24 protein-coding genes and 2 pseudogenes are annotated in these 22,454 nt (G+C 28.3%); 20 read left to right on the top strand and 6 right to left on the bottom strand.

Going from position 1 to position 22,454, the window contains the following annotated elements; translation table 11 throughout:
* The 10 genes from B3603_RS15775 to B3603_RS15730 form a co-directional block, all read left to right on the top strand.
* Window positions 1–279, top strand: a 279-nt coding sequence (locus tag B3603_RS15775) for a GNAT family N-acetyltransferase (protein WP_291566648.1), incomplete at its 5' end; no start/stop codon positions are given.
* Window positions 280–992: 713 nt separating this feature from the next.
* A complete protein-coding gene (locus tag B3603_RS15770; RefSeq protein WP_291566653.1) occupies window positions 993–1,997 on the top strand; it encodes an alkaline phosphatase family protein in 1,005 nt (334 codons plus the stop codon).
* A gap of 343 nt (window positions 1,998–2,340) precedes the next feature.
* Window positions 2,341–2,904, top strand: coding sequence for a GNAT family N-acetyltransferase (locus B3603_RS15765; RefSeq protein WP_291566644.1), 564 nt, complete (start codon window positions 2,341–2,343; stop codon window positions 2,902–2,904).
* A 183-nt stretch (window positions 2,905–3,087) separates the two neighbouring features.
* Window positions 3,088–3,576 (top strand): helix-turn-helix domain-containing protein, encoded by a 489-nt coding sequence (locus tag B3603_RS15760; protein WP_291566642.1) that lies wholly within the window; start codon window positions 3,088–3,090, stop codon window positions 3,574–3,576.
* 24 nt (window positions 3,577–3,600) lie between these two features.
* Window positions 3,601–3,960: a DUF4180 domain-containing protein gene (locus B3603_RS15755; protein WP_291566640.1), complete on the top strand. Its 360-nt coding sequence runs from the start codon at window positions 3,601–3,603 to the stop codon at window positions 3,958–3,960.
* 16 nt (window positions 3,961–3,976) lie between these two features.
* Window positions 3,977–4,828 (top strand): alpha/beta fold hydrolase, encoded by an 852-nt coding sequence (locus tag B3603_RS15750; RefSeq protein WP_291566650.1) that lies wholly within the window; start codon window positions 3,977–3,979, stop codon window positions 4,826–4,828.
* Between the two features lie 243 nt (window positions 4,829–5,071).
* On the top strand, window positions 5,072–5,863 hold the full coding sequence (locus tag B3603_RS15745) for a MerR family transcriptional regulator (protein ID WP_291566638.1): 792 nt from the start codon (window positions 5,072–5,074) through the stop codon (window positions 5,861–5,863).
* Window positions 5,864–6,013: 150 nt separating this feature from the next.
* Window positions 6,014–6,499: an NAD(P)H-dependent oxidoreductase gene (locus B3603_RS15740; protein ID WP_291566636.1), complete on the top strand. Its 486-nt coding sequence runs from the start codon at window positions 6,014–6,016 to the stop codon at window positions 6,497–6,499.
* Window positions 6,480–7,124, top strand: a complete 645-nt coding sequence (locus tag B3603_RS15735) for an NAD(P)H dehydrogenase (RefSeq protein ID WP_291566634.1) — start codon at window positions 6,480–6,482, stop codon at window positions 7,122–7,124. The genes B3603_RS15740 and B3603_RS15735 overlap by 20 nt, the downstream gene beginning before the upstream one ends.
* 171 nt (window positions 7,125–7,295) lie before the next feature.
* Window positions 7,296–7,805, top strand: coding sequence for a GNAT family N-acetyltransferase (locus tag B3603_RS15730; protein WP_291566632.1), 510 nt, complete (start codon window positions 7,296–7,298; stop codon window positions 7,803–7,805).
* A 243-nt stretch (window positions 7,806–8,048) separates the two neighbouring features.
* On the opposite strand, the gene B3603_RS15725 is transcribed toward B3603_RS15730, so the two are convergent.
* Complete coding sequence (locus tag B3603_RS15725; protein WP_291566630.1) at window positions 8,049–8,804, bottom strand: class I SAM-dependent methyltransferase; 756 nt, start codon at window positions 8,802–8,804, stop codon at window positions 8,049–8,051.
* A gap of 387 nt (window positions 8,805–9,191) precedes the next feature.
* On the opposite strand from B3603_RS15725, the gene B3603_RS15720 reads away from it, so the two are divergent.
* The 5 genes from B3603_RS15720 (at window position 9,192) to B3603_RS15700 (ending at window position 12,805) form a co-directional block, all read left to right on the top strand.
* Complete coding sequence (locus tag B3603_RS15720; RefSeq protein WP_291566628.1) at window positions 9,192–10,109, top strand: DUF2268 domain-containing putative Zn-dependent protease; 918 nt, start codon at window positions 9,192–9,194, stop codon at window positions 10,107–10,109.
* A gap of 50 nt (window positions 10,110–10,159) precedes the next feature.
* Window positions 10,160–10,693 (top strand): GNAT family N-acetyltransferase, encoded by a 534-nt coding sequence (locus tag B3603_RS15715; protein WP_291566627.1) that lies wholly within the window; start codon window positions 10,160–10,162, stop codon window positions 10,691–10,693.
* 171 nt (window positions 10,694–10,864) lie between these two features.
* A complete protein-coding gene (locus B3603_RS15710; protein WP_291566625.1) occupies window positions 10,865–11,329 on the top strand; it encodes a hypothetical protein in 465 nt (154 codons plus the stop codon).
* A gap of 53 nt (window positions 11,330–11,382) precedes the next feature.
* On the top strand, window positions 11,383–11,559 hold the full coding sequence (locus B3603_RS15705; RefSeq protein ID WP_291566623.1) for a hypothetical protein: 177 nt from the start codon (window positions 11,383–11,385) through the stop codon (window positions 11,557–11,559).
* A gap of 433 nt (window positions 11,560–11,992) precedes the next feature.
* Window positions 11,993–12,805: a helix-turn-helix domain-containing protein gene (locus B3603_RS15700; protein ID WP_291566621.1), complete on the top strand. Its 813-nt coding sequence runs from the start codon at window positions 11,993–11,995 to the stop codon at window positions 12,803–12,805.
* A 570-nt stretch (window positions 12,806–13,375) separates the two neighbouring features.
* Here B3603_RS15700 and B3603_RS15695 read toward each other — a convergent pair.
* Window positions 13,376–14,263 carry a GNAT family N-acetyltransferase gene (locus B3603_RS15695; protein WP_291566619.1) on the bottom strand — a complete coding sequence of 296 codons (888 nt, stop codon included), beginning with the start codon at window positions 14,261–14,263 and terminating at the stop codon, window positions 13,376–13,378.
* 674 nt (window positions 14,264–14,937) lie between these two features.
* Window positions 14,938–15,537, bottom strand: coding sequence for a DJ-1/PfpI family protein (locus B3603_RS15690; protein ID WP_291566617.1), 600 nt, complete (start codon window positions 15,535–15,537; stop codon window positions 14,938–14,940).
* Window positions 15,538–15,753: 216 nt separating this feature from the next.
* Between B3603_RS15690 and B3603_RS15685 the strand changes: the two are divergent.
* Window positions 15,754–15,858, top strand: a pseudogene (locus B3603_RS15685) (LysR family transcriptional regulator); the annotation flags it as partial.
* A 122-nt stretch (window positions 15,859–15,980) separates the two neighbouring features.
* Here B3603_RS15685 and tnpB read toward each other — a convergent pair.
* Together tnpB and B3603_RS15675 are read right to left on the bottom strand one after the other, a co-directional pair.
* The gene (tnpB, locus tag B3603_RS15680) at window positions 15,981–17,090 is read right to left on the bottom strand and encodes an IS200/IS605 family element RNA-guided endonuclease TnpB (protein ID WP_291566615.1); all 1,110 of its coding nucleotides are present in this window, start codon (window positions 17,088–17,090) and stop codon (window positions 15,981–15,983) included.
* Between the two features lie 38 nt (window positions 17,091–17,128).
* Window positions 17,129–17,329 carry a transposase gene (locus tag B3603_RS15675; protein WP_291566614.1) on the bottom strand — a complete coding sequence of 67 codons (201 nt, stop codon included), beginning with the start codon at window positions 17,327–17,329 and terminating at the stop codon, window positions 17,129–17,131.
* A 51-nt stretch (window positions 17,330–17,380) separates the two neighbouring features.
* Between B3603_RS15675 and B3603_RS15670 the strand changes: the two are divergent.
* From B3603_RS15670 to B3603_RS15655, 4 genes and pseudogenes are all read left to right on the top strand, one after another.
* Window positions 17,381–18,169, top strand: a pseudogene (locus B3603_RS15670) (LysR substrate-binding domain-containing protein); the annotation flags it as partial.
* Between the two features lie 217 nt (window positions 18,170–18,386).
* Window positions 18,387–18,662 (top strand): metal-sensing transcriptional repressor, encoded by a 276-nt coding sequence (locus B3603_RS15665; RefSeq protein WP_291566611.1) that lies wholly within the window; start codon window positions 18,387–18,389, stop codon window positions 18,660–18,662.
* Window positions 18,663–18,771: 109 nt separating this feature from the next.
* Window positions 18,772–20,637, top strand: coding sequence for a heavy metal translocating P-type ATPase (locus tag B3603_RS15660; protein ID WP_291566609.1), 1,866 nt, complete (start codon window positions 18,772–18,774; stop codon window positions 20,635–20,637).
* A 328-nt stretch (window positions 20,638–20,965) separates the two neighbouring features.
* Complete coding sequence (locus B3603_RS15655; RefSeq protein ID WP_291566607.1) at window positions 20,966–21,487, top strand: hypothetical protein; 522 nt, start codon at window positions 20,966–20,968, stop codon at window positions 21,485–21,487.
* 479 nt (window positions 21,488–21,966) lie between these two features.
* Here B3603_RS15655 and B3603_RS15650 read toward each other — a convergent pair whose 3' ends face one another.
* Window positions 21,967–22,329, bottom strand: coding sequence for an RrF2 family transcriptional regulator (locus tag B3603_RS15650; RefSeq protein ID WP_396153013.1), 363 nt, complete (start codon window positions 22,327–22,329; stop codon window positions 21,967–21,969).
* Window positions 22,330–22,454 lie beyond the last annotated feature (125 nt).

The raw sequence follows: 22,454 nt of genomic DNA, 5'->3' as shown, positions 1-22,454 counted from the left end.
ATAGTTGGAACAGTATCTTTAATTAGAGTTGATAAAGATACATATGAATTAGCAAAACTTGCAGTGACAAAAAAATTTCAAGGACTAAAAATAGGAAATCAGTTGATGGAAAGGTGCATACAAGTTGCTAATCAAGAAAATATAAAAAAAATAATTCTTTATACAAATCATAAATTAATTTCAGCAATAAAATTGTATGAAAAGTATGGATTTAAGAATGTTTCCATTGTTAATAATAAATATATAGAGTCAGATTTGAAAATGGTGCTTAATTTATAAGTATTTATTATATAATGTTGCTCATAGCTAAATAGAATAAATGAATTTATATTAAAATATTATAAGTGATGTTAATTCAAAGATAAGATGCTTTTTTATAAGACGAAAATTACAAAACTAAATAATTTTATAAAATACCGTATTATTCAAAACTGAATTTACGGTATTTTTATTTTACAATTCAAATATTTTACGATGTTATATTAACTTTGATAAGTGATTTTTATAGCATAATATTATTTTGTGTAGGGGAGAACAGTGTTCGCCTAAAAATTTAAGCCAGGCACCATTATCAAATATTGGACAGAAAGGTGATGTTTAAAAATATTATTTTAATGCCAGGATTGATAAATATAGTATTATGATAAGTTATATCCATATAATCATGCTCTATAATCCAATGACATTAGATATGTAAATGGAAACTGGCCAATAGTGTTTGTTCTTACGATATGATAAATAATGAATTACATGAAAAGATGTGGTATAAAACAAATTGCTTTTTAAGTTTCGAAGGATCATATCATAACCATATTATCCACAAAGCTAACATAATATCATCTATTAAAGACTAATGAGTTATATAATGACGCAGTTTGAATAAAAAGCGACGTAAATCTTAAAATTTAAAGCACAAATAATGTTCTTTGAAAATTGNNTGCTCTATCTTAGAATATTTTGGTGCTGAGAGTGAACATAGTACACTAAAAGAAGTGGATGAGCTTTTGAAATATCAATATAAAAATGTAGTTATCTTGCTATTGGATGGATTAGGGGTTGATACATTACAATATCATTTATCGGAAAATGGTTTTTTCCGAAAGAATTTGATTAAGGAATATTCATCTGTGTTTCCTCCAACTACTACATCAGCAACGACCTCTATTGAAAGTGGTTTAACTCCTTTGGAACATGGGTGGTTAGGATGGAGTTTGTATTTTAGTGAAATAAATAAAATTGTAAACGCATTTATTAATACGGAAAAAGACACAGAAATTCATGTGGCGGATTATCATGTTGCCAGTCAAATTTTACCGTATAAAAGTATTTACGAAAAAATAAGAGATGCTGGGATGGCTAACGCATATAGTGTGTCGAAATTCGGAAGTAATAAAATAAAAACATTTGATGAATTGACGCATGAAGTAGAACGGTTATGTGCNNCTACCTCCGAGAAAAAATACATATATGGATATTGGGAAAATCCTGATAGCTTAATGCATGAGTTTGGTTGCTATAACAGTCTGGTTACTGAGAATATAAAAGAACTCGAAGAAAAAGTAACAGATATGTGCAAAAGATTATCCGATACATTGGTTATTGTTACTGCAGACCATGGACATTGTAATTTGAAGCACTATATTTTGAGTGATTATCCTAAGTTAATTACTATGTTAAAACGTCCAACTTCTATCGAAACAAGAGCTACAGCTTTCTATATAAAAGATGAATATTTGAATGATTTTCCCATTGAATTCAATTATAATTTTGGCGACGACTTTTTATTGTATTCAAAAGAAGAGGTTATCGAAAAGAATATATTTGGTGTTGGAAAAATGCATCCTAAGTTTGAAGAATTGATAGGAGATTATTTAGCAGTAGCAATTAGTGACAAAGGTATTGTATATTCTCAAAAATCAAATCAATTTATTTCCAATCATGCTGGGATGACTGAACAGGAAATGAAGATACCACTTATAGCAATATGTAAAAAATGAGCATTTTCAAAAGTTAGTTCGCAATATTCTTATAAGATGACTTATTATAAAAAACGAATATTTTATGAAAATACCGTATTATTCAGAAATGAGTTGTACGGTTTTTTTACGCCGCAATTCAAATAATATGCGACATACAGTTGTCGTATATTCCTCTTTATAATATAACTAAGATTAATTATAAAGGGGAATTTTTATTTCATGTTAAGTGAAGGAAATTAAAAGATTGTTACTTATTTTAGTTTAATATGAAGGTTATGTAACTTAGAAGATAAATGTAATATCTATAGATCTTATAATAATTTATTGTTTAAATAAAAAATTTAAAATAAGGAGTAAAGCTATGGTAATAAAAAAAGAAAATCCATATGAAAAATGTCCAACTTATGAAACTAAACACTTCATCATTAGAATGGTTAGTGAAAGTGATGCAGAAGATTTACTTAAATGCTATTCTGATGCTGCTTCGGCAAAAATTTTTAATAGTGATAATTGTACTAGTAATTTTATTTATAAATCCTTAGAAGAAATGAAGAATTGCATTAGGTTTTGGGCTGATCAATATGAGAAAAGGTATTTCATTCGTTTTAGTATAGTTGATAGGACAAATAACAGTGCTATTGGAACTATTGAATTTTTTGCAAAGCCCGTAGAACTTGATGAAATTTCCACGGTAGGACTTTTAAGGCTTGATCTTGCTTCAAAATATGAAAAACATGAATTTATTAGAGAAATAATAGATGAAATAAATAAGAACTTCTATGATGCTTTTGAGGTTGGAAATATTATAACAAAGGCAATCCCAGAAGCAAAAGAAAGAGTTGAAGTTTTAAAAGAAAAAGGTTTTATAGAATTAGAAAAGAATGATAGCTTCCCATTTGATTTTTATTTCATAAGAAAAAAATAGGTATAGCTTTTAAGAAAGTATTATTGATACAATTCATACAAAAGAGGAATTGTATGAGTCAATGAAACTCAATAAAGTGCAATAAAATACAATAAAGTATAATAAAATGCATTAAAATAATTGACAATTACAATAAAATACAATATAATCCTCTCATAAAGTAATTATGAGAGGATGTTTTTTGTGGAAAGCAAATTTTATACAATTGATCAGGTTGCAGAGATTTTAGGCATGCATCATAAAACTATAAGAAAATTTATAACAGAAGGTAAGCTTGGAGCTAATAAAGTTGGAAAGCAGTGGAGAATTTCTGGTCATAATTTAAGTATTTTTATGGAGAAAAATAATGTTAATATAAAAAGTAAAAATACAAGTGAAGAAGAAAATGTTGAATTTTCAGTTTCTAGTGAAGAAGTAGGAACTATAAAACAAAGAACAAATGTATCTACTGTTGTAGATATTAATGAAATAAATAAGGATGAGTACATGAGAATATCTAATATGCTCATAGCTATGATGAATACTAAGGATAGTAAAATGGCTAACTCAACTATTAATATGAATTATTATGAACGTGAAAATAGGCTAAGAATAATGCTATGGGGTGGAGTAAAATTCATGGAGGAAATGATGAGTACAATTTCCATATTATTAGAGCAAAGAGAGCTATAATTTAAGGATTAGGAGGTAGTCAAAATGGACTATAGAATAGTGAAAAAAAATGATAAAAGATATATTGAATATATTTCAAAAGAAATGCAAATTTCTTCTGAACAAGATGTATTAGACATTATTGGTTCTTGTATGGAGCATAGATGTAACTACTTAATGCTTCATGGCGAAGTATTCTCAGAAGATTTTTTTAACCTTAGAACAGGACTAGCAGGAACCATGCTTCAAAAATTAATTAATTATAATATAAGGGCTGCAGCCATTATAGCAAATGAAGAAAAGATTAAGGGAAGATTTGGAGAAATGGTTTTTGAAGCCAATAAAGGTAATGATTTTAGAGTGTTTAAAAATGTTACTGAAGCAGAAAACTGGCTTTTATCTTAAATTGGATAAGAGTAAAATGAAAACAACAAATGTATTTAAATCCCAAAAAGGAAAAGAAGATATTTTAAAATATTATGATTTTATGGTTAATCAATGTTCTTTTTCATATGAAAGGATAAATATTAATACCCGTTATGGAAATACTCATATTATAGCAAGTGGTGATAAAAATAATCCACCAATTATATTATTACATGGTAGTGGAATGAATTCTGTTATGTGGATAAAAGATATGGAGAAGTATTCTAAAAATTATAGAGTATATGCTGTAGATATACTTGGTGAACCGGGAAGAAGTGCTGAAAATCAATTGCCTTTAAAAGGTGATTTTTATGCACTGTGGCTCAAGGATGTTTTTAACAGCTTATCCATAGAAAAAGCAAGTCTTATTGGTATTTCATTAGGAGGATGGTTGTCAGTAAAGTTTGCAGTAAACTATCCTGAAAATTTAAATAAGCTTGTGTTGATTAGTCCATCAGGTATTGGACCACAGAAAACATCTTTTCTTATAAAGGCTTTATTTTATAAGATCTTTGGAGAAAAAGGAATGGATAGATTATGTTATAAAGTTAATGGTAATAATCAAATACCTGAAGTAATGTTAAAATATCAAAAACTTATAGAAAAAAATTTCAATTATAGACGAGAGATAATTCCTATATTTTCTGATGAGGAACTAAAGAAATTAACAATGCCTATTGAACTGTTTGTTGGGGAAAAGGATATAATGTTACATTCTTTAAAAACTGCAAAACGTTTAGAAAATTTACTTCCTCATGCAAATATAAATATTCTTCTAGGAGCCGGCCATTCCATTGCAAATCTTGCAGATAAAATAAGCACTTTTCTACAGTTAGAAAAGGACTGATTAAAGTTGAATATGAAATAATGAAGTAGGGAGCTAATTGGCTCCTTATTTTTATAAAGTTATTTTAAGAAATTCACACTTAGTGAATTTCATCGTCAATTCGTATTCTTAATTATTAATCCTTAATTTCTAAAGATTTAAGTTATTTTTATAGAAAATTTATTTCTCAAAGTATATTTTTAGTTTTCATATTATATTTATACTATTATAAACAGGTATAATTAATATATTGGGGGAATGAGAGTGTACACAATTGGACAAGTTGCTAGGTTTTTAGGAGTATCAAGAGATACATTAAAGTTCTATGAGGAAAAGGGATTAGTAAAACCAGTGCAAGATAAAGAAAATGGATACAGAAGATACTCGCTATTTGATATAGATGATGTATTAACAGTAAATTTTTATAGAGAGATAGATGTTGAGATCAAACAGATTCAGAAATTAAAAAATCATGGTAATTTAGAGGAAATAGAGTCTTTATTAGATAAACAAGAAGAGAAAATACAAGAAGAAATAGAGTATAAGAAAATGCTTTTAAATAATATAAAAACTGTGAAGGATAATTATAAAACAATTAAGGAGAATTTATGGAAATATAGCATTAAAGAAATGAAGCCAGTAGAAGTAAAAGGTGAATTTCAACTAAAAAATATGTTGGACCAATATGAGCTTTTAAAAGAGGGAGAAAAAAACTTAAAGAAAGCCACAACCCTAAAAACATTGACACGAGTTATCAATTTCGATGATAAAGGAATAATAGGACATAAATATATAGTAGTTAAAAAAATAAATGAAGATGATAAAGAAACAGAGAGAGAAATAATTTCTTATCCAAAGTGCATTTATACTGTTATTGATGATAAGTTAAAAGAAAATGGAGAAGACCTTGATAAAAAAATGGAAAAAGAATTTAGAAATATAGCAATGAAAATGGGATATGAACTACTTGGAGTAGTATATATCAACATGTTAATAAGCACATATGAAAATGGAGGTAACTATTTCTATTTAGAAATTTATGCTCCAGTAAAGTAAGATATTATTGACCTGTGGGTTACTCCTACCTTTAAACTAAATATATAAGCAAGATAATTATTTAGGCATATTAAAAAATAATGAACTAGTATAGAAGGTATATTTAAACCATTATTTTTTTCATGTGCCTTATTTTAATGGGGTGGAATTATGAAGGAAGTAGTTATAAAAGAGCTTGGAGATTATAGCATTAAGTCAATATATGAACTAGATCTTTCAAAAATAGAAATTAAAGATTGCTGTGGTTGTTGGACCTGTTGGTGGAAAATACCAGGCAGATGCATAAGTAAAGATTTAGATACCTTTTACTCGAAATATTTAGAAGCAGATAGGGTTATTATTTTTTCTAAAGTTGTAAAAGGTTTCGTGAGTGGTAATTTAAAAACACTTTTTGATAGGATGATACCTTTATTTCTTCCTTATGTAGAATACTCAACTGGTGAATCAAGACATGTACCTAGATATGAAAAATATCCCGATATAGAATTTTATTATGAAGGTAATTTTGTAAATCCAGAGGGTAGAAAAATTTTAGAAGAATATATTTATCGTACATTTGACCAGTTTGCTTCAAAAAATGTAGTTGTAAAAAGAATAGAAGAGTGGGGGAAGTTTGATGAATACAATAATCATTAATGGATCACCAAAAGGCAAAAATGGCAATTCGGAAATATTTATAAAGCAGTTTATAAAAGAAATGAAATTTCCTTATGAAGTTAAATATATTTGTAGTGAAAATCCAAAATCACTTGCTAAATATGTGGAGTCATTTGAGAATATTATTTTAGTACTTCCACTTTATATTCATAGTATGCCAGGTATTACAATGCGTTTTATTAATTATTTAGAACCTGCCAAGCATTCAGAAAAAAAATCTATTGGTTTTATATTGCAATGTGGATTTATGGAAACAGCTCAGTGCAAATATGCAGAAGCTTATTTTAGGTCTCTATCTATAGAACTTAATAGAACTTATTTAGGAACTGTAACGAAAGGTGAGTCAGCAGGAACTTATGTGAAACCAGATTTTCTTAATAAAAAGCTCTTTAATATGTTATCTGATTTAGGTAGGATATATGAAGAGACTAATAGATTTGATAGCGAAATTGTTGAAAAAATGAAGATACCATATGAACTTACAGGCTTTAAACTTAAGAGTTTGCAATTTATTACTAATATAGGTTTAGGTGATATATGGTGGAATAAAATGTTGAAACAGAACAATGTTTTTGACAAAAGATTTGATCGTCCATTTATTTAAGTTTATTTACAGAGGTCGTTATACTGAGATAAGTGATTTTAAAGAAAAACAATGGATATTTGTATAATAACATACATTTTATTGAAATTATGTTATTATGCAAATATGATATAACTGTATTTAAGTGAACAATTGCAATATAATGTGAAGTGATATTGGTAGGAGGAGTAAATGATATTAGAGACTGAAAGGCTTATTATTAGAGAATTTAATCATGAAGATATTGATTTAATCTATGATATTAATAATGATCCAGAATGTATTAGATTTAATAGTTGGGATTCTATGTCTTATGAAGATTGCCAAAAGGATATTAAAAAATGGATAGGTCAATATTCAAATTTTCCTGGAACAGGGGCATTCTGTGTTGAAAACAAAAATGAAAAAACAAAAATAGGTATGGCATTTATAGTTAAAACAAGTAAAAATGGAGAATTTGAAATTGGGTTTAGATTACGTAGAATACATTGGTATAAGGGATATGCCAAAGAAATTACTCGTAGCTTTATAAATTATTCGAGAAATAAACTAAATGCCAATGCTGTGATTGCAGAAGCCTATGTAGATAATCTAAAATCAAGAAATGTATTTGAAAAGTTAGGTTTTTTAAAATTTAAGCATCCAGATGGGGAAGATGGACTTATTTATAGATATGATTTGAATACACCTACTAATGCATAATTTCCTTAAAAAGCAGCATATAAAGTCATTTCATATTAATGCAGACGAATGTTTATTTTAGCATGATCTGTTAGATTAAACTGTTGATTTACTATACAAAATAAGGTTGCCCAATTAGAGGACAACCTTATTTGAATGTTTTTAATAGTTTAGCTAAAAATATAAAAAGAATATGAAATAAAACAAAAACAACATCATGTTACTCTAATAATTAAGTTGAATATTTTCTGTCTTATTACAAACTTATAATTTCTTAGCAACAAGAAGAAATCTATGTTCTGTTCCTTCTATATATCCAGTTTCATTTATTTCTTTATCTATTTTACATAAGTTTTCAAAACAAGTATCAACAGAAAAATTAGGAAATTCCCATTCTATTATCTTTGCAAAGTATACCAATGCTCCTGTATCGTAAAAGCGTATTGGAGTAAATGATTCTTCTGATTGAATAATTTCAAATCCATTGCTTTCAAAGGCTTCAACATTATGTTTCAAATCGTTATCAGGGTATAATGACTTATAATTATCGATTACCTTTTCTGATAAATCAGCATTATTTTTTGAACCAACTTGTTGAGTAATAAAATATCCATCTGTCTTTAAGATCCGATTAATTTCACTAATATCAAAAGATGCATGCCTATTAATTATTATATCGAAAGAAGAATCCTTAAATGGTAGCATTGAATCATTAAATACCTGCCTAACTGTTATCCCAAGTGGCTGCAGTTTTTCCTGACAAATAGCAACATTAGGTGGATATGACTCTGTTATGGCTGTATTGTAAAATGGATGATTTAAAGTAAGAAGGAATTCTCCTCCTCCTGTTCCCATGTCTAAAAGTTTGTGTTCTGCTTTTAAGTAAGACAATAAAATTTTTTTATAATCCCATGGTATATGTTCATCATCCCATCTACCGTTAATATACGAGAAATCCCATCCTTGAAATACCTGATTTTCTTCACTTTTTAAATAATTTTTCAATTGTTCTCTGTTCATGTAACTACCTCTTTTCATAATATACTAATTTAATTAGAAAAGCAGTGCAGTTAACTGATAACAAATATGTTATTATCTCGGTACAATCTGCTATCAGATTATATTAACTGCACCGAGTATTTACTTAATTTGGTTCTCATAATGAGTTTCACCTCTTTCAAAGGTTGTATAAATAAATTTTTGGTTCGCAATTTCTTGTAATTATTCTTTAGATTATATATATTTTAACCAAATTAGTAATAATTTTCAATATATATGTACTTTCATTATATAAACTTAATTTTTCTATAAACATCTTGATGATGTAAGCTAATATTGAATATTAAATTATTATAATTATGCTATTCATTGAAAGATTATTCATTTAAGAATATAATATTTGTAACAATGTACTTGGAAAAAATAAGCTTAAATGGAAAAGAGGATTTGATGATAAAAAATAAATTTTGTATTATTTCTGCATGGGGAAATGTTGATAAATTTATTGAAGAGGCAAATTCAGTAAAAGATGATGATATTCATTCTTTATGGAATAAATATCTCATAGAACCCTATTGGAGCAAAGTCATTGAATGGGCACCAGATGGATTTGAAGGAAGAAAACCCATGCCAATAAAAGATTTAATAACTTTAAAAAATCAGTTAAATATTCTGAATAATTTAAATATTACTGGCGTACTTGAAAATGAATTAGTTAGAATATGGGATAGCCTTCCTAAAAATGATGAAGATATTATGACAATAGCTTTATATCCTTTAAGCCATGAAAATGCAATGGTTTCTCAGAGGCAAAATGGAGTTATAGGGAGTTGTGAATTTGGCAATATTCTAATCAGTATAAACCCGTTAGTAAAGGATTGGATAAGATGGGTTCCTTATGTTGTAGCTCATGAATATCATCATAGTGTATGGGGACATAATAACATTGCTCTAAAAGGAAACTATCGTGGTGATTTATTAGCTTATTTATTAAACGAAGGACAAGCTGATACATTTGCAAAGATGTTATATAGGGATTTGAAACCATCCTGGACCAATCCTATATCAAAGCAACAGGAAAGAGAAATGTGGAATATAATGAAAGATCATCTAAAAAGTTGTGATCCTGCAGTAAAAAGCAGACTTATGTTTGGGGATGAGGAGAACGGTATTCCATGGTGTATTGGTTATCTAATAGGTAACAATATCATTGAAAAGTTTTTTGAAAAAAATCCACGTACTACCTTTATGGAGTTAATAAATATGGATTCAGAAGATATATTGTTAGAAAGTGGCTATGATAATTACATACATTCAGAGATGTAGAAAATAAAAGGCATTTAGTTCTATAAGGTGCACTAAAGGGGGAGATAAAAATGATAAATTTTAGTATTGAAACAGAGAGTTTAATTATGAGACCTTTTTCATCATCTGATGCGAAGGATGCAGCATACTATAGCCAGCAACCAAATGTATCATACTGGATGTCTGATATGGTTTTACACAATGAGTCAGAGGCACTTTCTTGGATGCATTGGATAAATGAAAAGTTTAATACAAATGAGCCTTTTATAATATTGGCAATTGAACATAAGGGTGAGCATAAGTGTATTGGTGTTGTGGGGGTTCATCCAAAAGCTGAAATAGACAATGAAGTTGAGATTTTATATGGCATTTCCGATAGCTACCAAGGTAATGGATACGCAACTGAAGCATCTAAAGCGCTAATTCAGTGGGCTTTTAAAAATACTGAGCTAAAATCCTTAACTGCAATCGTAAAGCCAAAGAATATTTCATCTAAAACTGTAATTGAAAAACTTGGTTTTGATTATGTTGGCACCAAATTAATATCATATGATGGTGATATGTGTGAGTTTAACTATTATAAATTATATAATAGTCATTCTTAATATTCTTGTTTTCTGTAACACATTATAAAACTAAATAATTTCTTAAGACACCCTGTTATTCAAAAATGAATTTTATGGTATTTTTAATTATCTATTAGTAAAATATGGTGTAATTTTCTTAAAGCTAATTTTACACTGCAAAAGAAAATTGTTTGCGGAAATGGAGGGTTTATGAAGAGAAGTATAAATATATTATTAGGTAGTTTACTTTTCTGGTTTACGTTAAACATTACAGGATTTTCTTTAGGAAACTTTTGTTTAGTTGAAAGTCCTGGGATACTAAGTGTTGACACTGCTTGGTGGATAATTTTTGTGGTTTGTTCTATATTATTTTTCTTAAAAGAAAGACAAGGGAAATATGTATTGTCAGTATTTCTTACAGCTTGGATTATAATTCAATATTTTTCACATTGGAATTACACAATCTTTGGTGTAACTGAAGAAAAATTGAGAGGATATAATAAATATTTTGCTAATACATACCATGTTATTCCAGAATCTGATAGTATACTGATACCAGATTTATACCATATACTTCTGCATATATTAATAATCTCATTACTTGTTTTAATGATAGTGTATATATTCCAAAAAAGAAATATATATACTAATAAAAATAAATATAAAGACTACTAAGCCATTAAAGATGACTACGTAACTATATATTTAGATTTATCTACAGTGAATCGTTGAAAATAAATGAGGATATTGCAAGAATTGTTTTCGGAGAAGAATATTCCATTCCATCAAAACCGGAAGCCATTGATTTAGATTTAAAGATTTATGATGAATATGTAGGAACATATGAAGATGATTGGTGTAAATTTGATGTTAAGAGAGATGGGGGCAAACTACACTTTATATAAGAAGATAAAGGGATAATATCTACCTATCCAGTATCAAAAACTAAATTTCATCATACATGGATAGATAAAGAGTATGTATTTGAAAAAGATAAAGATGGACAACTCTATTTTTAAGAAGCAGGAAAAGTAAATTAGATATTGTTTTTATAAAAGAGCAGTAGATTTTTATATAGGAAAAGGGTACAAGATAATTCATTTTATATTATTATACTAAGATAGCTGATTTTAAAGAAAAATAATGGATATTTGCATAATGACATACATTTTATTAAAAATATGCTATTATGCAGATATGATATAACCGTATTTAAGTGAACAATTACAGAAAAATGTGAATTAGAGATTATTTATATAACCTACTGTGCAGAAGAATGCAAAAAATGCAAAGCAGAACCTTTTCCGTCTTGTTATATTTGTTACAGGAGGTGAAACAATGGATTGGCAAAAAGGTTTAAACCAAGCACTTGACTATATAGAAAATAATTTGACTGGAGAAATAGATCTTACTATCGCAGCCAAATATGTAGGATGTTCAACCTGGGAATTTCAACGCATTTTTTCTTTTATAACGCAAATTTCAATCGGTGAATATATACGCAGGAGAAAATTGACACTAGCGGCTGAAAGCATACAAACAAGTCATGAAAAAATAATCGATATTGCGCTGAAATTCGGTTATGATTCTCCAGCTGCTTTTTCCAGAGCGTTTAGTCAATTGTATGGGGTTACACCATCGTTAGCGCGCAATGACGGCGTATCACTTAAACCATATCCAAAAATCACCTTTGAGTTCAATGACAAAGGAGGATTTAGTGACATGGAAAATCAGTCAGATTTGATAAAGTATAGTGAAAGAGGCTATTATGTTCAAGCAAATGCACCGGTATATACAACAAAGGACATGGACAAAACATGTAAGTGGTTTCAGGATGTTCTTGGGTGGCATGGTGATGTTATTGCAAGAGATGATTCTGGTATACCAATGTATGGCTGCGTTTTTGATTATCCAGGTGAACTTATGGATTCAAATATAGCTCCATGGAGAGGAATTCATATGTTTACAGGGGAACCTATAAAAGGAGTAGCAGGATTTATTCATATTCAAGGACTTGATAAGCTGTATAAGCTTGTCAAAGAAAATGGCTGGAATCAGATTACGGACATTGAGCCACAAGCATGGGGAGCAAGGGAATGTGCGATAACTACGCCGGATGGCTGCATACTGCGTTTTTTTGAAACAATATAATAACAGCTCCCACCTAATAAGCATAATTAGAAGCTATTTTACTTCGCAATGTTTATAGAAGGTGACTTAGAGGGTGAATGAAAATTCATCCTCTGCATTTATGCAAAATTTTAACATTGAATTAAAACATGTTTTAATTCNNTTTAATTCAATGTTAAAATTTTTCTAATAACTATTTAGATATTTTTTATTAAGAAGTAAATCAAAGTAACATTATAATAAAATAGATTATTAGTATTTATTATTTTTGAATTATTTATAAATAAATATAATAACAAATTATAATAAGAAAATTATTTTTTGGACTAACCGTTTTAAAGATATTCGCGCTATTTATATGAGAGAGTAACTTTCTAGTTATGTTATACAAATCAGTAGAGTTTAAGATAGTTGGAAAGTTATACACATGGAATAAAAGAACAGAATAGTTTAAAGATATATTGAGTTAANNAGTATTAAAATATACCTATGAGTAAGCTTTTCTAAGGTTAAGATGGAGAAAGAATTACTTCATCTTAACCTTAGAATCACTTTATAAACTATAGTTTTAAAAATTTAATATTATATCACTTAAGATTTAATATTATACTCATAATAATTCATTATAGATTTTTCTTCAAAACCACAAGCTTTATATAGGTTTAGTGCATTAGCATTCTTAGTTTCTACATCTAGTTCTATGTCGTATATATTTTTTTCATTTATTAAGCGTAAAGCTTCTTTTAAAGCTGCTTTTCCATAGCCTTTGCCTCTAAAGTCAGGTAATATTCCAAATCCAGCTATATAGGATGAGTTGTCATTACATTCAATTCTAATTTTACCTATAATATCACCATTAAGCTCAATCATATATGTGGTTATATTATCATCATCTATAAAATTTTCAATGTCATCTCTATCAAGATTAAAAAATATTGAATTTTGCTTTTGAATTTCTTTAGTGTCTAATTTGTTTGATTTTCTTAGAGTAATTGAATTTCCCATTTCTATAGGAGTTTTACCAGAGCGTTTCATTCTATACTCTGAAAAATCGTAGTTTCCTCCAATAGATTTTATAAACTCAATTCCAGAGTTAGATTTACCATTTGATAGTAGTAATATTTTATTAAAGTTCCTATTTTGGCACTGATCTATAACAAGTTTAAAAAGCTTTTTAAATAACCCTTTTCTTCTCCAATCTGGATGAGTCATACCAATAATCTCACTTATATTACCTCCAAAGCTTGAAATGTTAATGTATGATACTAAAGTTTCATCTACATAATAAAGAAATTCATTGATGTTTTTTAATCCTATATCAGAACTTCTAGGCATATTTAGTCTATAGTCTAATTCTAATTTTAAATTGCATTTATCATTTAAATTACAAATTTCCTCAAGTTGACTTATTTCTTTATAATCTTTTTCAGATATATATTCTTTTAAAATAATATATTGATTTAATATTTTTTCAGACATTTTAAAATCTCCTTTTCCTATAATAAGATCAATAATCTCTAAAAATGGGCATAAAAATTCCGCAGTAAGCAACCTCAAAACTGGATGATATCTGCGGGTGCAAAAAACAGGTATACTGTAGTTTTATTTATCCTCAATAGTCATTTATGTTTATGAAAGGTTATCAATAGCTGCGGAAATGCAACACTAATAGAGGGTAGAATAACCCTTAAAATTACATTTTCGCTCATATTTAGTTCTAAGCAGCAATCACCTTTAAATTAGCTAACATATAACATCTCTCCTTCCATGAGAACATATTGTATTTTATAATAAATCTTATATATAAGATTATATGCTTACAAGAAAAATCTGTCAATTGATAATTTTGAAAAATCTGATAATGAAAAATATTAAAATATATTAATGATGAACTGTATCATAGATCACTTGGGTTTTAGAGAAAATTGTTACTTGAAAAATAAAAAGAGTATTTAGAGGTAATAGGTTATAGGTAATATAATCAGGCAATAAAGGGCAAGCTTGATCTACAAATGATATATTTAGATATTACTTATTTAAGAAGTAATTTCTAAAAAATAAAGATGATTTATAACTCAAAAGGACTAGGTTAAGAAGACCTAATCCTTCATTTACAGAAGTATTTTCAATAGTTTGTCTAGACAGGAGACTTTTTATTTAATTGAACAATTAAATCCCATCAACTGCTTAACATTGTTGCAGTTCTCTTGAGATGTAAGCAGTTCTAAAAGCTTGAAAGCTACATCGAAAGCAGTGGATGGATTATAGGAAGTGATTATGTTTTTATCTATAACAATAGGTTCATCACAAATTACATTAGCACCAAATTCAGCTAATTGCTTTTGTCTTCTACCATTTGACAAATTATATGTTGTGGCATTTCTACAAGTTAGTACACCGCTTTTTCCAATAGGTAATGAAGCAACACAAATAGAAGCTATAATTTTTCCTGCTTTATCAAATTCTCTTATTAGGTTTAAAAAATCCTCATCATAAGCATCTTCATAAAATCCAGCCTCTTCAAATCCACCTGGTATTGCAAGGGCATCAAATTCATTAACATTAACTTCACTTATATGCATTTCAGGAATTACTGTGAAATTCCAAGTGCATTTTAACTTTTCTCTCATTCCAGCGGTCACTAAATCTGTAGTACCGTCACCCTCTAATTTATTCCAACCTATAACATCTGTAAAAACACTTGCTTCTACTGCTTCAAAACCATTAGCAAGAAGTAGTAATACTTTTTTCATACTCAATCATCTCCTTATTAATGAAAACTTAAACGATTTAATAATAGAATTATATGAATTCATAGATTAAATTTAAAAATGGAACATCTATATCTGATGTTCTTAAGTATAACGCTATTTATGTTATCAGTAAAATTGAAATAAATGAAGTAAATAATCGAAATATATGATACTATAGTTTATATTATATAATTAAATTATAAAGGGATGAGAATAATGGAAATTAGACATTTACAGACATTTATAACTATAGTTGAACTTGGAGGATTTTCAAAAGCAGCAGAACATTTAGGTTATGCTCAGTCTACTATAACATCTCATAGTGAAGCTCACATGACTAAAGTCACGTGCTTCTAAGATTACTCTTAGATCTTCCCACATCATCCACCTCGTAACCTACTATGTTAGTTCGGATACTTCCTACCCTACTTTATTTATACAATTTAATTAAATCCTAACTCTAATAATCCTCGATTTAATATGTTTATTGCTGCATTTTCATCTCTTTGATGAACTATTCCACAATTGTCACATACCCATTCTCTTATAGATAATTTTTTAACTTCTTTATTCTTGTATCCACAATCTGAGCATAATTGAGAACTTGAAAACCAAGGACTAACTTTATGATATACTCTGCCTTTCCACTCTGATTTATACTGTAATTGTCTTGTAAATTCACCCCAAGATACATCATTTATTGATTTTGCTAAATTACGGTTTTTAACCATATTTTTAATATTTAAATCTTCTGAAATAATTACATCATATTCATTGGTTATCTGACATGATAATTTATTTGAAAAATCTTTTCTTATATTAGTTATTTTCTCATGTAATCTAGCAATTTTAATTCTTTGTTTAATAAAGTTTTGACTTCCTTTTTCTTTGTGAGCTATTTGCCTTTGTAATTTAGCTAATTTTTTCTCATATTTATATAAAGTTTTTGGATTATCTATATGATTTAAATTACTATCAATTAAAAATTCTTTTATACCTAAATCAAAAGAGATTCGTTTATTAGTTTTTTCTAATTGTTTATTTTCTACATCTGCTAATATGCTTACAAAATATTTACCACTAGGTACTTGACTTATAGTCGTTGATTTAATTTCACCTTTAAATTCTCTATGTGCTTTTGCTTTAATCCATTTTAATTTAGGTAACTTTATTTTGTTATTCTCAAAATTAACTTCTATATTATTATTTGTAAAGTTAGTAGTATAGAGATAACTATGATTCTTCTTACTTTTAAATTTTGGGAAACCTGTATGCTCTTTAAAGAATTTTTGATAACCTGTATCCAGATTATAAATAGAATTAGTTAATGCAAATTTATCAACTTCTTTAAGCCAAGTATATTCTTTCTTTAGCTCTCTATTACAGTAATTATTGCAGTCTGTTTTGGATAAAGATTTCCCTTCATTTTCATATAAATCTATCTTCATCGCTAATATTTGATTATAGACAAATCTTACACATCCAAAAGTTTTAGCTAATTGTATTTCTTGCTCTTTAGTTGGGTAAATTCTATATTTATAAGCTTTCAACATTGATAAATTCACTTCCTTTCTAATTTTATTTTTGACTATTATAAATGAATATAGCCTAAATGCCCATTAATTTCTAATATCTTAAAATTATTATCATAAGCTGCTTTATTTAATAAATTTCCCTTTATATCTTTTGTTAATACTTTATGTCTATATTTTATGTACCATACTATGTGATATTCTAGTATATTAATTATATTATTATTTTTATAGGATTCTCGAGTATTTTTATTTGGCATATTTCACCACTAACTCATGACTGAAGTCACAAGAGTGCGTGGCGATTTTTTATTCAAATCTTAGAAAGTGAACTAAAGGAAGTTTTATTTGATCGTTTAGGTAAAAAAATTGTTTTAACCAATGTAGGTAAGGAGTTAGTTCCATATGCAAAACAAATGCTGGATGTTTATAAAGAAATTAAGAATATAACATCAGAACAAAAAGGTATATCAGGTGATTTGGTTATTGGAGCAGGAGAATCGCTGTCTATATATCGATTAGGAGAAATCTTAAAGGAATATAAAAGAAACTTTCCAAAGGTGAACATTATTTTAAAGAATTCAATTTGTAGTGATTTAAGAAGTAAATTGCATAGTGGAGAGATAGATATTATATTTACCATTGAACCTCAAATTATAGACAGAGATTTAGTAGTTAAAAATTTAAAAGATGAATGTATGGCAATTATTGCTTCACCAGATGCAGATTTAGAGTTTTTATCTACTAATCTTGTAAGTAAGACAGCAAGAGAAAACATCATATTAAGTGAAAAGGGGTGTAGTTTTAGAATAGCCTTTGAAAATTACTTAAAGCAGAAAAAAATAAGATATAAAAATCCTTTAGAATTTTCAAGTATAGAAGCTACCAAAAAGTGTGTAATGAATGGCCTTGGCATTTCATTTTTACCTTTATATACAGTAAGAGATGAGCTAAAGGAAGGAAGCCTTAAGATGGTAGAGCTAAAAGAACCATTAGATAAGTTTTCAACTCAGCTTGCATACCATAAAAATAAAAGTATATCTGGACCAATGAGCAAATTAATAGAAATTGCACTAAGAAATGCATCTAATTGGAAGTAATATAGAAGAGATTTTATTTAGTATCAGTATTAAAAGTTTCACGTTATATCGATAAGGTGAATTGTATCATAAACAGTGTGCTTTTTACTACATTTGTAATTTAAGAAGTTTAGATATTAAATATATTATAGGAATTATTAAATTGACATTAGGAAATGGTAATGCTATTCTTTCTACATATTGATAATGAGATTAAGTTTAAATGGAGGATGTTATTATGCGCCAGTGTATGGATTTAGATAATTTACACAGAAGAGTTAAAAAGATTATAGGGCAATTAAATGCTATAGATAGAATGATTGATGAAGATGTACCTTGTGAAGATATTTTAATTCAGATAAATGCAGTTAAAAATGCAGTACATAAGGTTGGACAAGTGGTATTAGAAGGACACTTAAGTCATTGTGTAAAAGATGGTATTGAACATGGAGACGCCGAAAAGACAATTAAAGAATTTGCAAAAGCAATAGAACATTTTTCAAGAATGTCATAATTTATCAAAAAGTAGTCATATTATTGACTACTTTTTTTATTGACAAATATTATATCTAAAGCTTAGTATATACATATACCCCTATAGGTATATAGAAAGGGTGATATTTATGTCTATATTAAAATTATTAATTAAAGATGAAGAAAAACGTACAATTGGATTACTTGTGATTTCAGCAATAGCACTTATTATTAGCTTTTTTAATTTAATACCTATTCCCATTGATTTAGCATGGATTGTAATTATTTTTTGTGGTTTACCAATTATTAAAGAAGCAATAATTGGATTGGTTACTGAATTTGATATTAAAGCAGATGTATTAGTATCTATAGCTTTAATTGCTTCTGTAATTATTGGTGAAATCTTTGCGGCAGGAGAAATTGCCTTTATTATGACACTTGGTGCTTTATTAGAAGAACATACCGTTGCAAAAGCACGTGTTGGTATTGAAAAATTGGTACATCTTACCCCTAGAACTGCAAGAGTTGTTTGCGATGGAGTAGAAAACATAATACCTGCTGAACAAGTTCAAGTTGGAAATATGCTTCGTGTACTTCCAGGGGAAACTATTGCTGTTGATGGCATTATTGTTTCTGGACAAACTTCTATTAATCAATCGGTAATGACAGGTGAATCACTACCAGTTGATAAAGGTGTAAGGGATGAGGTTTTTAGTGGAACAGTAAATCAATTTGGTGCATTTGATATGGAAGCTACCAAGGTTGGTGAAGATAGCTCACTGCAAAGAATGATTAGACTTGTAGAGTCTGCTGATGCAAGCAAGGCTAAAATTGTTGGTATGGCAGATAGGTGGGCTACGTGGATAGTTGTGATTGCTCTTGTATCTGCAATGGGTACATGGTTTGTTACAGGAGAAATTATTCGTGCAGTTACAATTCTTGTTGTGTTTTGTCCATGTGCTTTAGTGCTTGCAACTCCTACTGCTATTATGGCAGGCATTGGAAATGCTACAAAATATGGTATTCTTGTCCGTGAAGGAGATGCACTAGAAAGATTGTCAAAAGTAACTAGAATTGCCTTTGATAAGACCGGTACTCTTACTTATGGTAAACCTTCTGTTGTGGCAGTTCAAAGCTTTAATAATGATATAAGTTCAGAAAAATTACTGAGATTAACAGCTTCTGCTGAACTACGTTCTGAGCATCCATTAGGCAAAGCAATTGTTTCACATTTTAGAAATGCATCAGACACAGTTTTAGAAGAACCGCAAGAATTTGTAATTATTGCAGGTCGTGGTGTTAAAGCAATGGTTTCAGGTAATACAATTTTTGCAGGAAATACAGAATTGCTAGCGGAAAACTCTGTAATAATATCTAAAGACATGTTGGACAAGGCATCTGAATACACAAAAGAGGGGTGTACAATTATCTATGTTGCTATTAACAGTTGTGAATCTGGGTTTATAGCTCTATCTGATACACTGCGTAAAGATTCTGTAGAAATGATTAAAAAACTTCAATCAATCAAGGTAGAAAGCATATTGTTAACTGGGGATAATCCTCAAGCAGCTTCTCATATTGCTAAGAATGTAGGTATCACCGATGTTCACTCAGAATGCTTGCCAGAAGATAAAATGTCTGCAATTGAGCAATATCAGAATAGAAATGAGATGGTTTGCATGATTGGAGATGGAATTAATGATGCGCCTGCTCTTAAAAAAGCATACGTAGGTGTTGCAATGGGGGGAATTGGTAGCGACATTGCTATTGATGCAGCAGATATTGCCCTTGTCAGTGATGATATTAAATCTATACCTCACTTATTAAGTCTATCACAAAGAACCATGACCACAATTAGATGGAATTTGTCTCTTTCTATGCTTCTTAATTTTGTAGCTATTATATTAGCAATGACAGGTATTTTAAATCCAATACTTGGTGCTTTAGTGCATAATGTAGGATCTGTTGCAGTTATCATTAACTCAGCAGTATTATTAAATTTTAAAAGTAAATAATAACTTATTATTTTAGAAATGATTACAACATATAGTTTTTGTTTTATTTTAATTTACTATTTTCAGCTAACATATCATATGACAGGTGTTAGTTAAATGGAATTAAAGTATTAAACATCATTTTGAAGTATATATTATAATGATGAAAACTCTTATCTTAAAAATACTGATAAGAGTTTTTTGCTTATAAACTTCACTATGTTATCAGTTAAGACTCAATAATAAAATAGCATATTATTAGAATTGCGTTAACAATTATAGTATAATTAGCCATATGATGTAAGATATAAATAGATTGATTCTTGACGAGGATATATGGGGGTATGCTATGAAAGAATATATATTTAATATTTTGTTTATATTTGTAATTGTATTTGGAGTGAAAGATTTAATAAGTGAGTTTAAAAAAATCAAGGAACACAGAGTAATTATTACTAAGGGAAGAGTTAAGATTAATAATGACCTCCTACATGGAATAGTGACCACAACATGGGCTATCATTTTTAGTGTATTATTTTTTATCACTAAAGTAGATGTCGATATGGTCGTATTAAAATCAAATATAATGATTATATGTATGGGCATCCGGAAACTGTTAACAGGAATAAGAAATGAAATAAGAGATGATGGAGTTTATATAAGAAAAGAGATTTATAAGTGGAATCAAATAGAAACATATCGATGGGATAACGAAGATAAAAGGGGAAACAGTACCATAATATTTTATATATCTAAATACTATGATAATTTTTATGATAAAGAGATTAAATTTAAGGTAAATAGAAATGATAAAGAAGAACTACAGAGCTTTTTTGATGAAATAGGACTTAAAGTTAGTAATATGATTTAATCAGGGGAAAATTTCATTTGAATTAATAGCTACGATATAAAAAATGTGACAAAGTTACTTTACCAAGTAACTTTGTCACATTTTTTTAGATTATTTATAAAGAATCTATTCTTATATATTGCCTTAATTTAATATTTAGATAGAAATTTTAAAAAATACATTTCAAATTAGCAGGATATCTATGTAGATGTACCACTCTTAAATTTAATCTATCTGTGAAAATAATTAACACTTATTTGTATCGTCTTTAAAACTAATTTCCACCATAACTACAAAAGTAGCTATACCTTTTTCGACTCTCATTGGAGTTTGCATTGTGATGTTATAATTTTCATCCATAAAATATAAGCATATTTTCTTTAGTTATTACTTGGTGAGAAGTATTAGCTATAATGACTAAATGAAAAACATAAAGTTATTATCTTCTCTTTGCTTTTCATATTCATTTGCTAGTTCATATAATGTAATTTTTTTCAAACTTACTTCAATTGCATTATCAAGTGGTCAAAGACGAATGACTGCATAGCAGATTCTAGTGCTGATACCTTGTTCTCAACAGTTTCTTCTGTTTTTTCAAATAAAGAAGTTTCGATCGCTGACAAAACCTCAAATACGGTTATATATTTAGGCATTCGTGTCAATCTATATCCTCCTTGCGCACCCTTAATAGAGGTAACTATTTCTGCTCTTTTTAATAATGAAAATGTCTGCTCTAAATAGATTTTCGATAAACCAAGTGCTTCTGATATTTTCACAATTGTAATGTATCCCCCATTTTGGTGAAGTTGTGCCATATAAATCACTGCGGCCAAACCATAGCGTCCTTTTGCTGATATTCTCACTATATTCACCCATTTCATAGTTGCTTAATATTATTTATATGTTACCTATAAATAATATTAAAGTCAATATCATACTAATCATATATGTATTATAAAAAATAAATTTGAAAACCTATTGACTTTTC

Origin of the sequence: Clostridium sp. UBA2485 (genome assembly GCF_002341865.1) — a bacterium.
Taxonomy (GTDB): Bacteria; Bacillota; Clostridia; order Clostridiales; family Clostridiaceae; genus Clostridium_J.
Note: the sequence above shows the minus strand (reverse complement) of the source record. Positions and strands in the feature narration are given on the sequence as shown.

Coding starts and splice junctions, on each gene's coding strand:
- B3603_RS15765 (WP_291566644.1), top strand. CDS start 2,341: ATGGTAATAAAAAAAGAAAATCCATATGAAAAATGTCCAACTTATGAA.
- B3603_RS15755 (WP_291566640.1), top strand. CDS start 3,601: ATGGACTATAGAATAGTGAAAAAAAATGATAAAAGATATATTGAATAT.
- B3603_RS15750 (WP_291566650.1), top strand. CDS start 3,977: ATGAAAACAACAAATGTATTTAAATCCCAAAAAGGAAAAGAAGATATT.
- B3603_RS15740 (WP_291566636.1), top strand. CDS start 6,014: ATGAAGGAAGTAGTTATAAAAGAGCTTGGAGATTATAGCATTAAGTCA.
- B3603_RS15735 (WP_291566634.1), top strand. CDS start 6,480: ATGAATACAATAATCATTAATGGATCACCAAAAGGCAAAAATGGCAAT.
- B3603_RS15730 (WP_291566632.1), top strand. CDS start 7,296: ATGATATTAGAGACTGAAAGGCTTATTATTAGAGAATTTAATCATGAA.
- B3603_RS15725 (WP_291566630.1), bottom strand. CDS start 8,804: ATGAACAGAGAACAATTGAAAAATTATTTAAAAAGTGAAGAAAATCAG.
- B3603_RS15720 (WP_291566628.1), top strand. CDS start 9,192: ATGTACTTGGAAAAAATAAGCTTAAATGGAAAAGAGGATTTGATGATA.
- B3603_RS15715 (WP_291566627.1), top strand. CDS start 10,160: ATGATAAATTTTAGTATTGAAACAGAGAGTTTAATTATGAGACCTTTT.
- B3603_RS15710 (WP_291566625.1), top strand. CDS start 10,865: ATGAAGAGAAGTATAAATATATTATTAGGTAGTTTACTTTTCTGGTTT.
- B3603_RS15700 (WP_291566621.1), top strand. CDS start 11,993: ATGGATTGGCAAAAAGGTTTAAACCAAGCACTTGACTATATAGAAAAT.
- B3603_RS15695 (WP_291566619.1), bottom strand. CDS start 14,263: ATGTCTGAAAAAATATTAAATCAATATATTATTTTAAAAGAATATATA.
- B3603_RS15690 (WP_291566617.1), bottom strand. CDS start 15,537: ATGAAAAAAGTATTACTACTTCTTGCTAATGGTTTTGAAGCAGTAGAA.
- tnpB (WP_291566615.1), bottom strand. CDS start 17,090: ATGTTGAAAGCTTATAAATATAGAATTTACCCAACTAAAGAGCAAGAA.
- B3603_RS15675 (WP_291566614.1), bottom strand. CDS start 17,329: ATGCCAAATAAAAATACTCGAGAATCCTATAAAAATAATAATATAATT.
- B3603_RS15665 (WP_291566611.1), top strand. CDS start 18,387: ATGCGCCAGTGTATGGATTTAGATAATTTACACAGAAGAGTTAAAAAG.
- B3603_RS15660 (WP_291566609.1), top strand. CDS start 18,772: ATGTCTATATTAAAATTATTAATTAAAGATGAAGAAAAACGTACAATT.
- B3603_RS15655 (WP_291566607.1), top strand. CDS start 20,966: ATGAAAGAATATATATTTAATATTTTGTTTATATTTGTAATTGTATTT.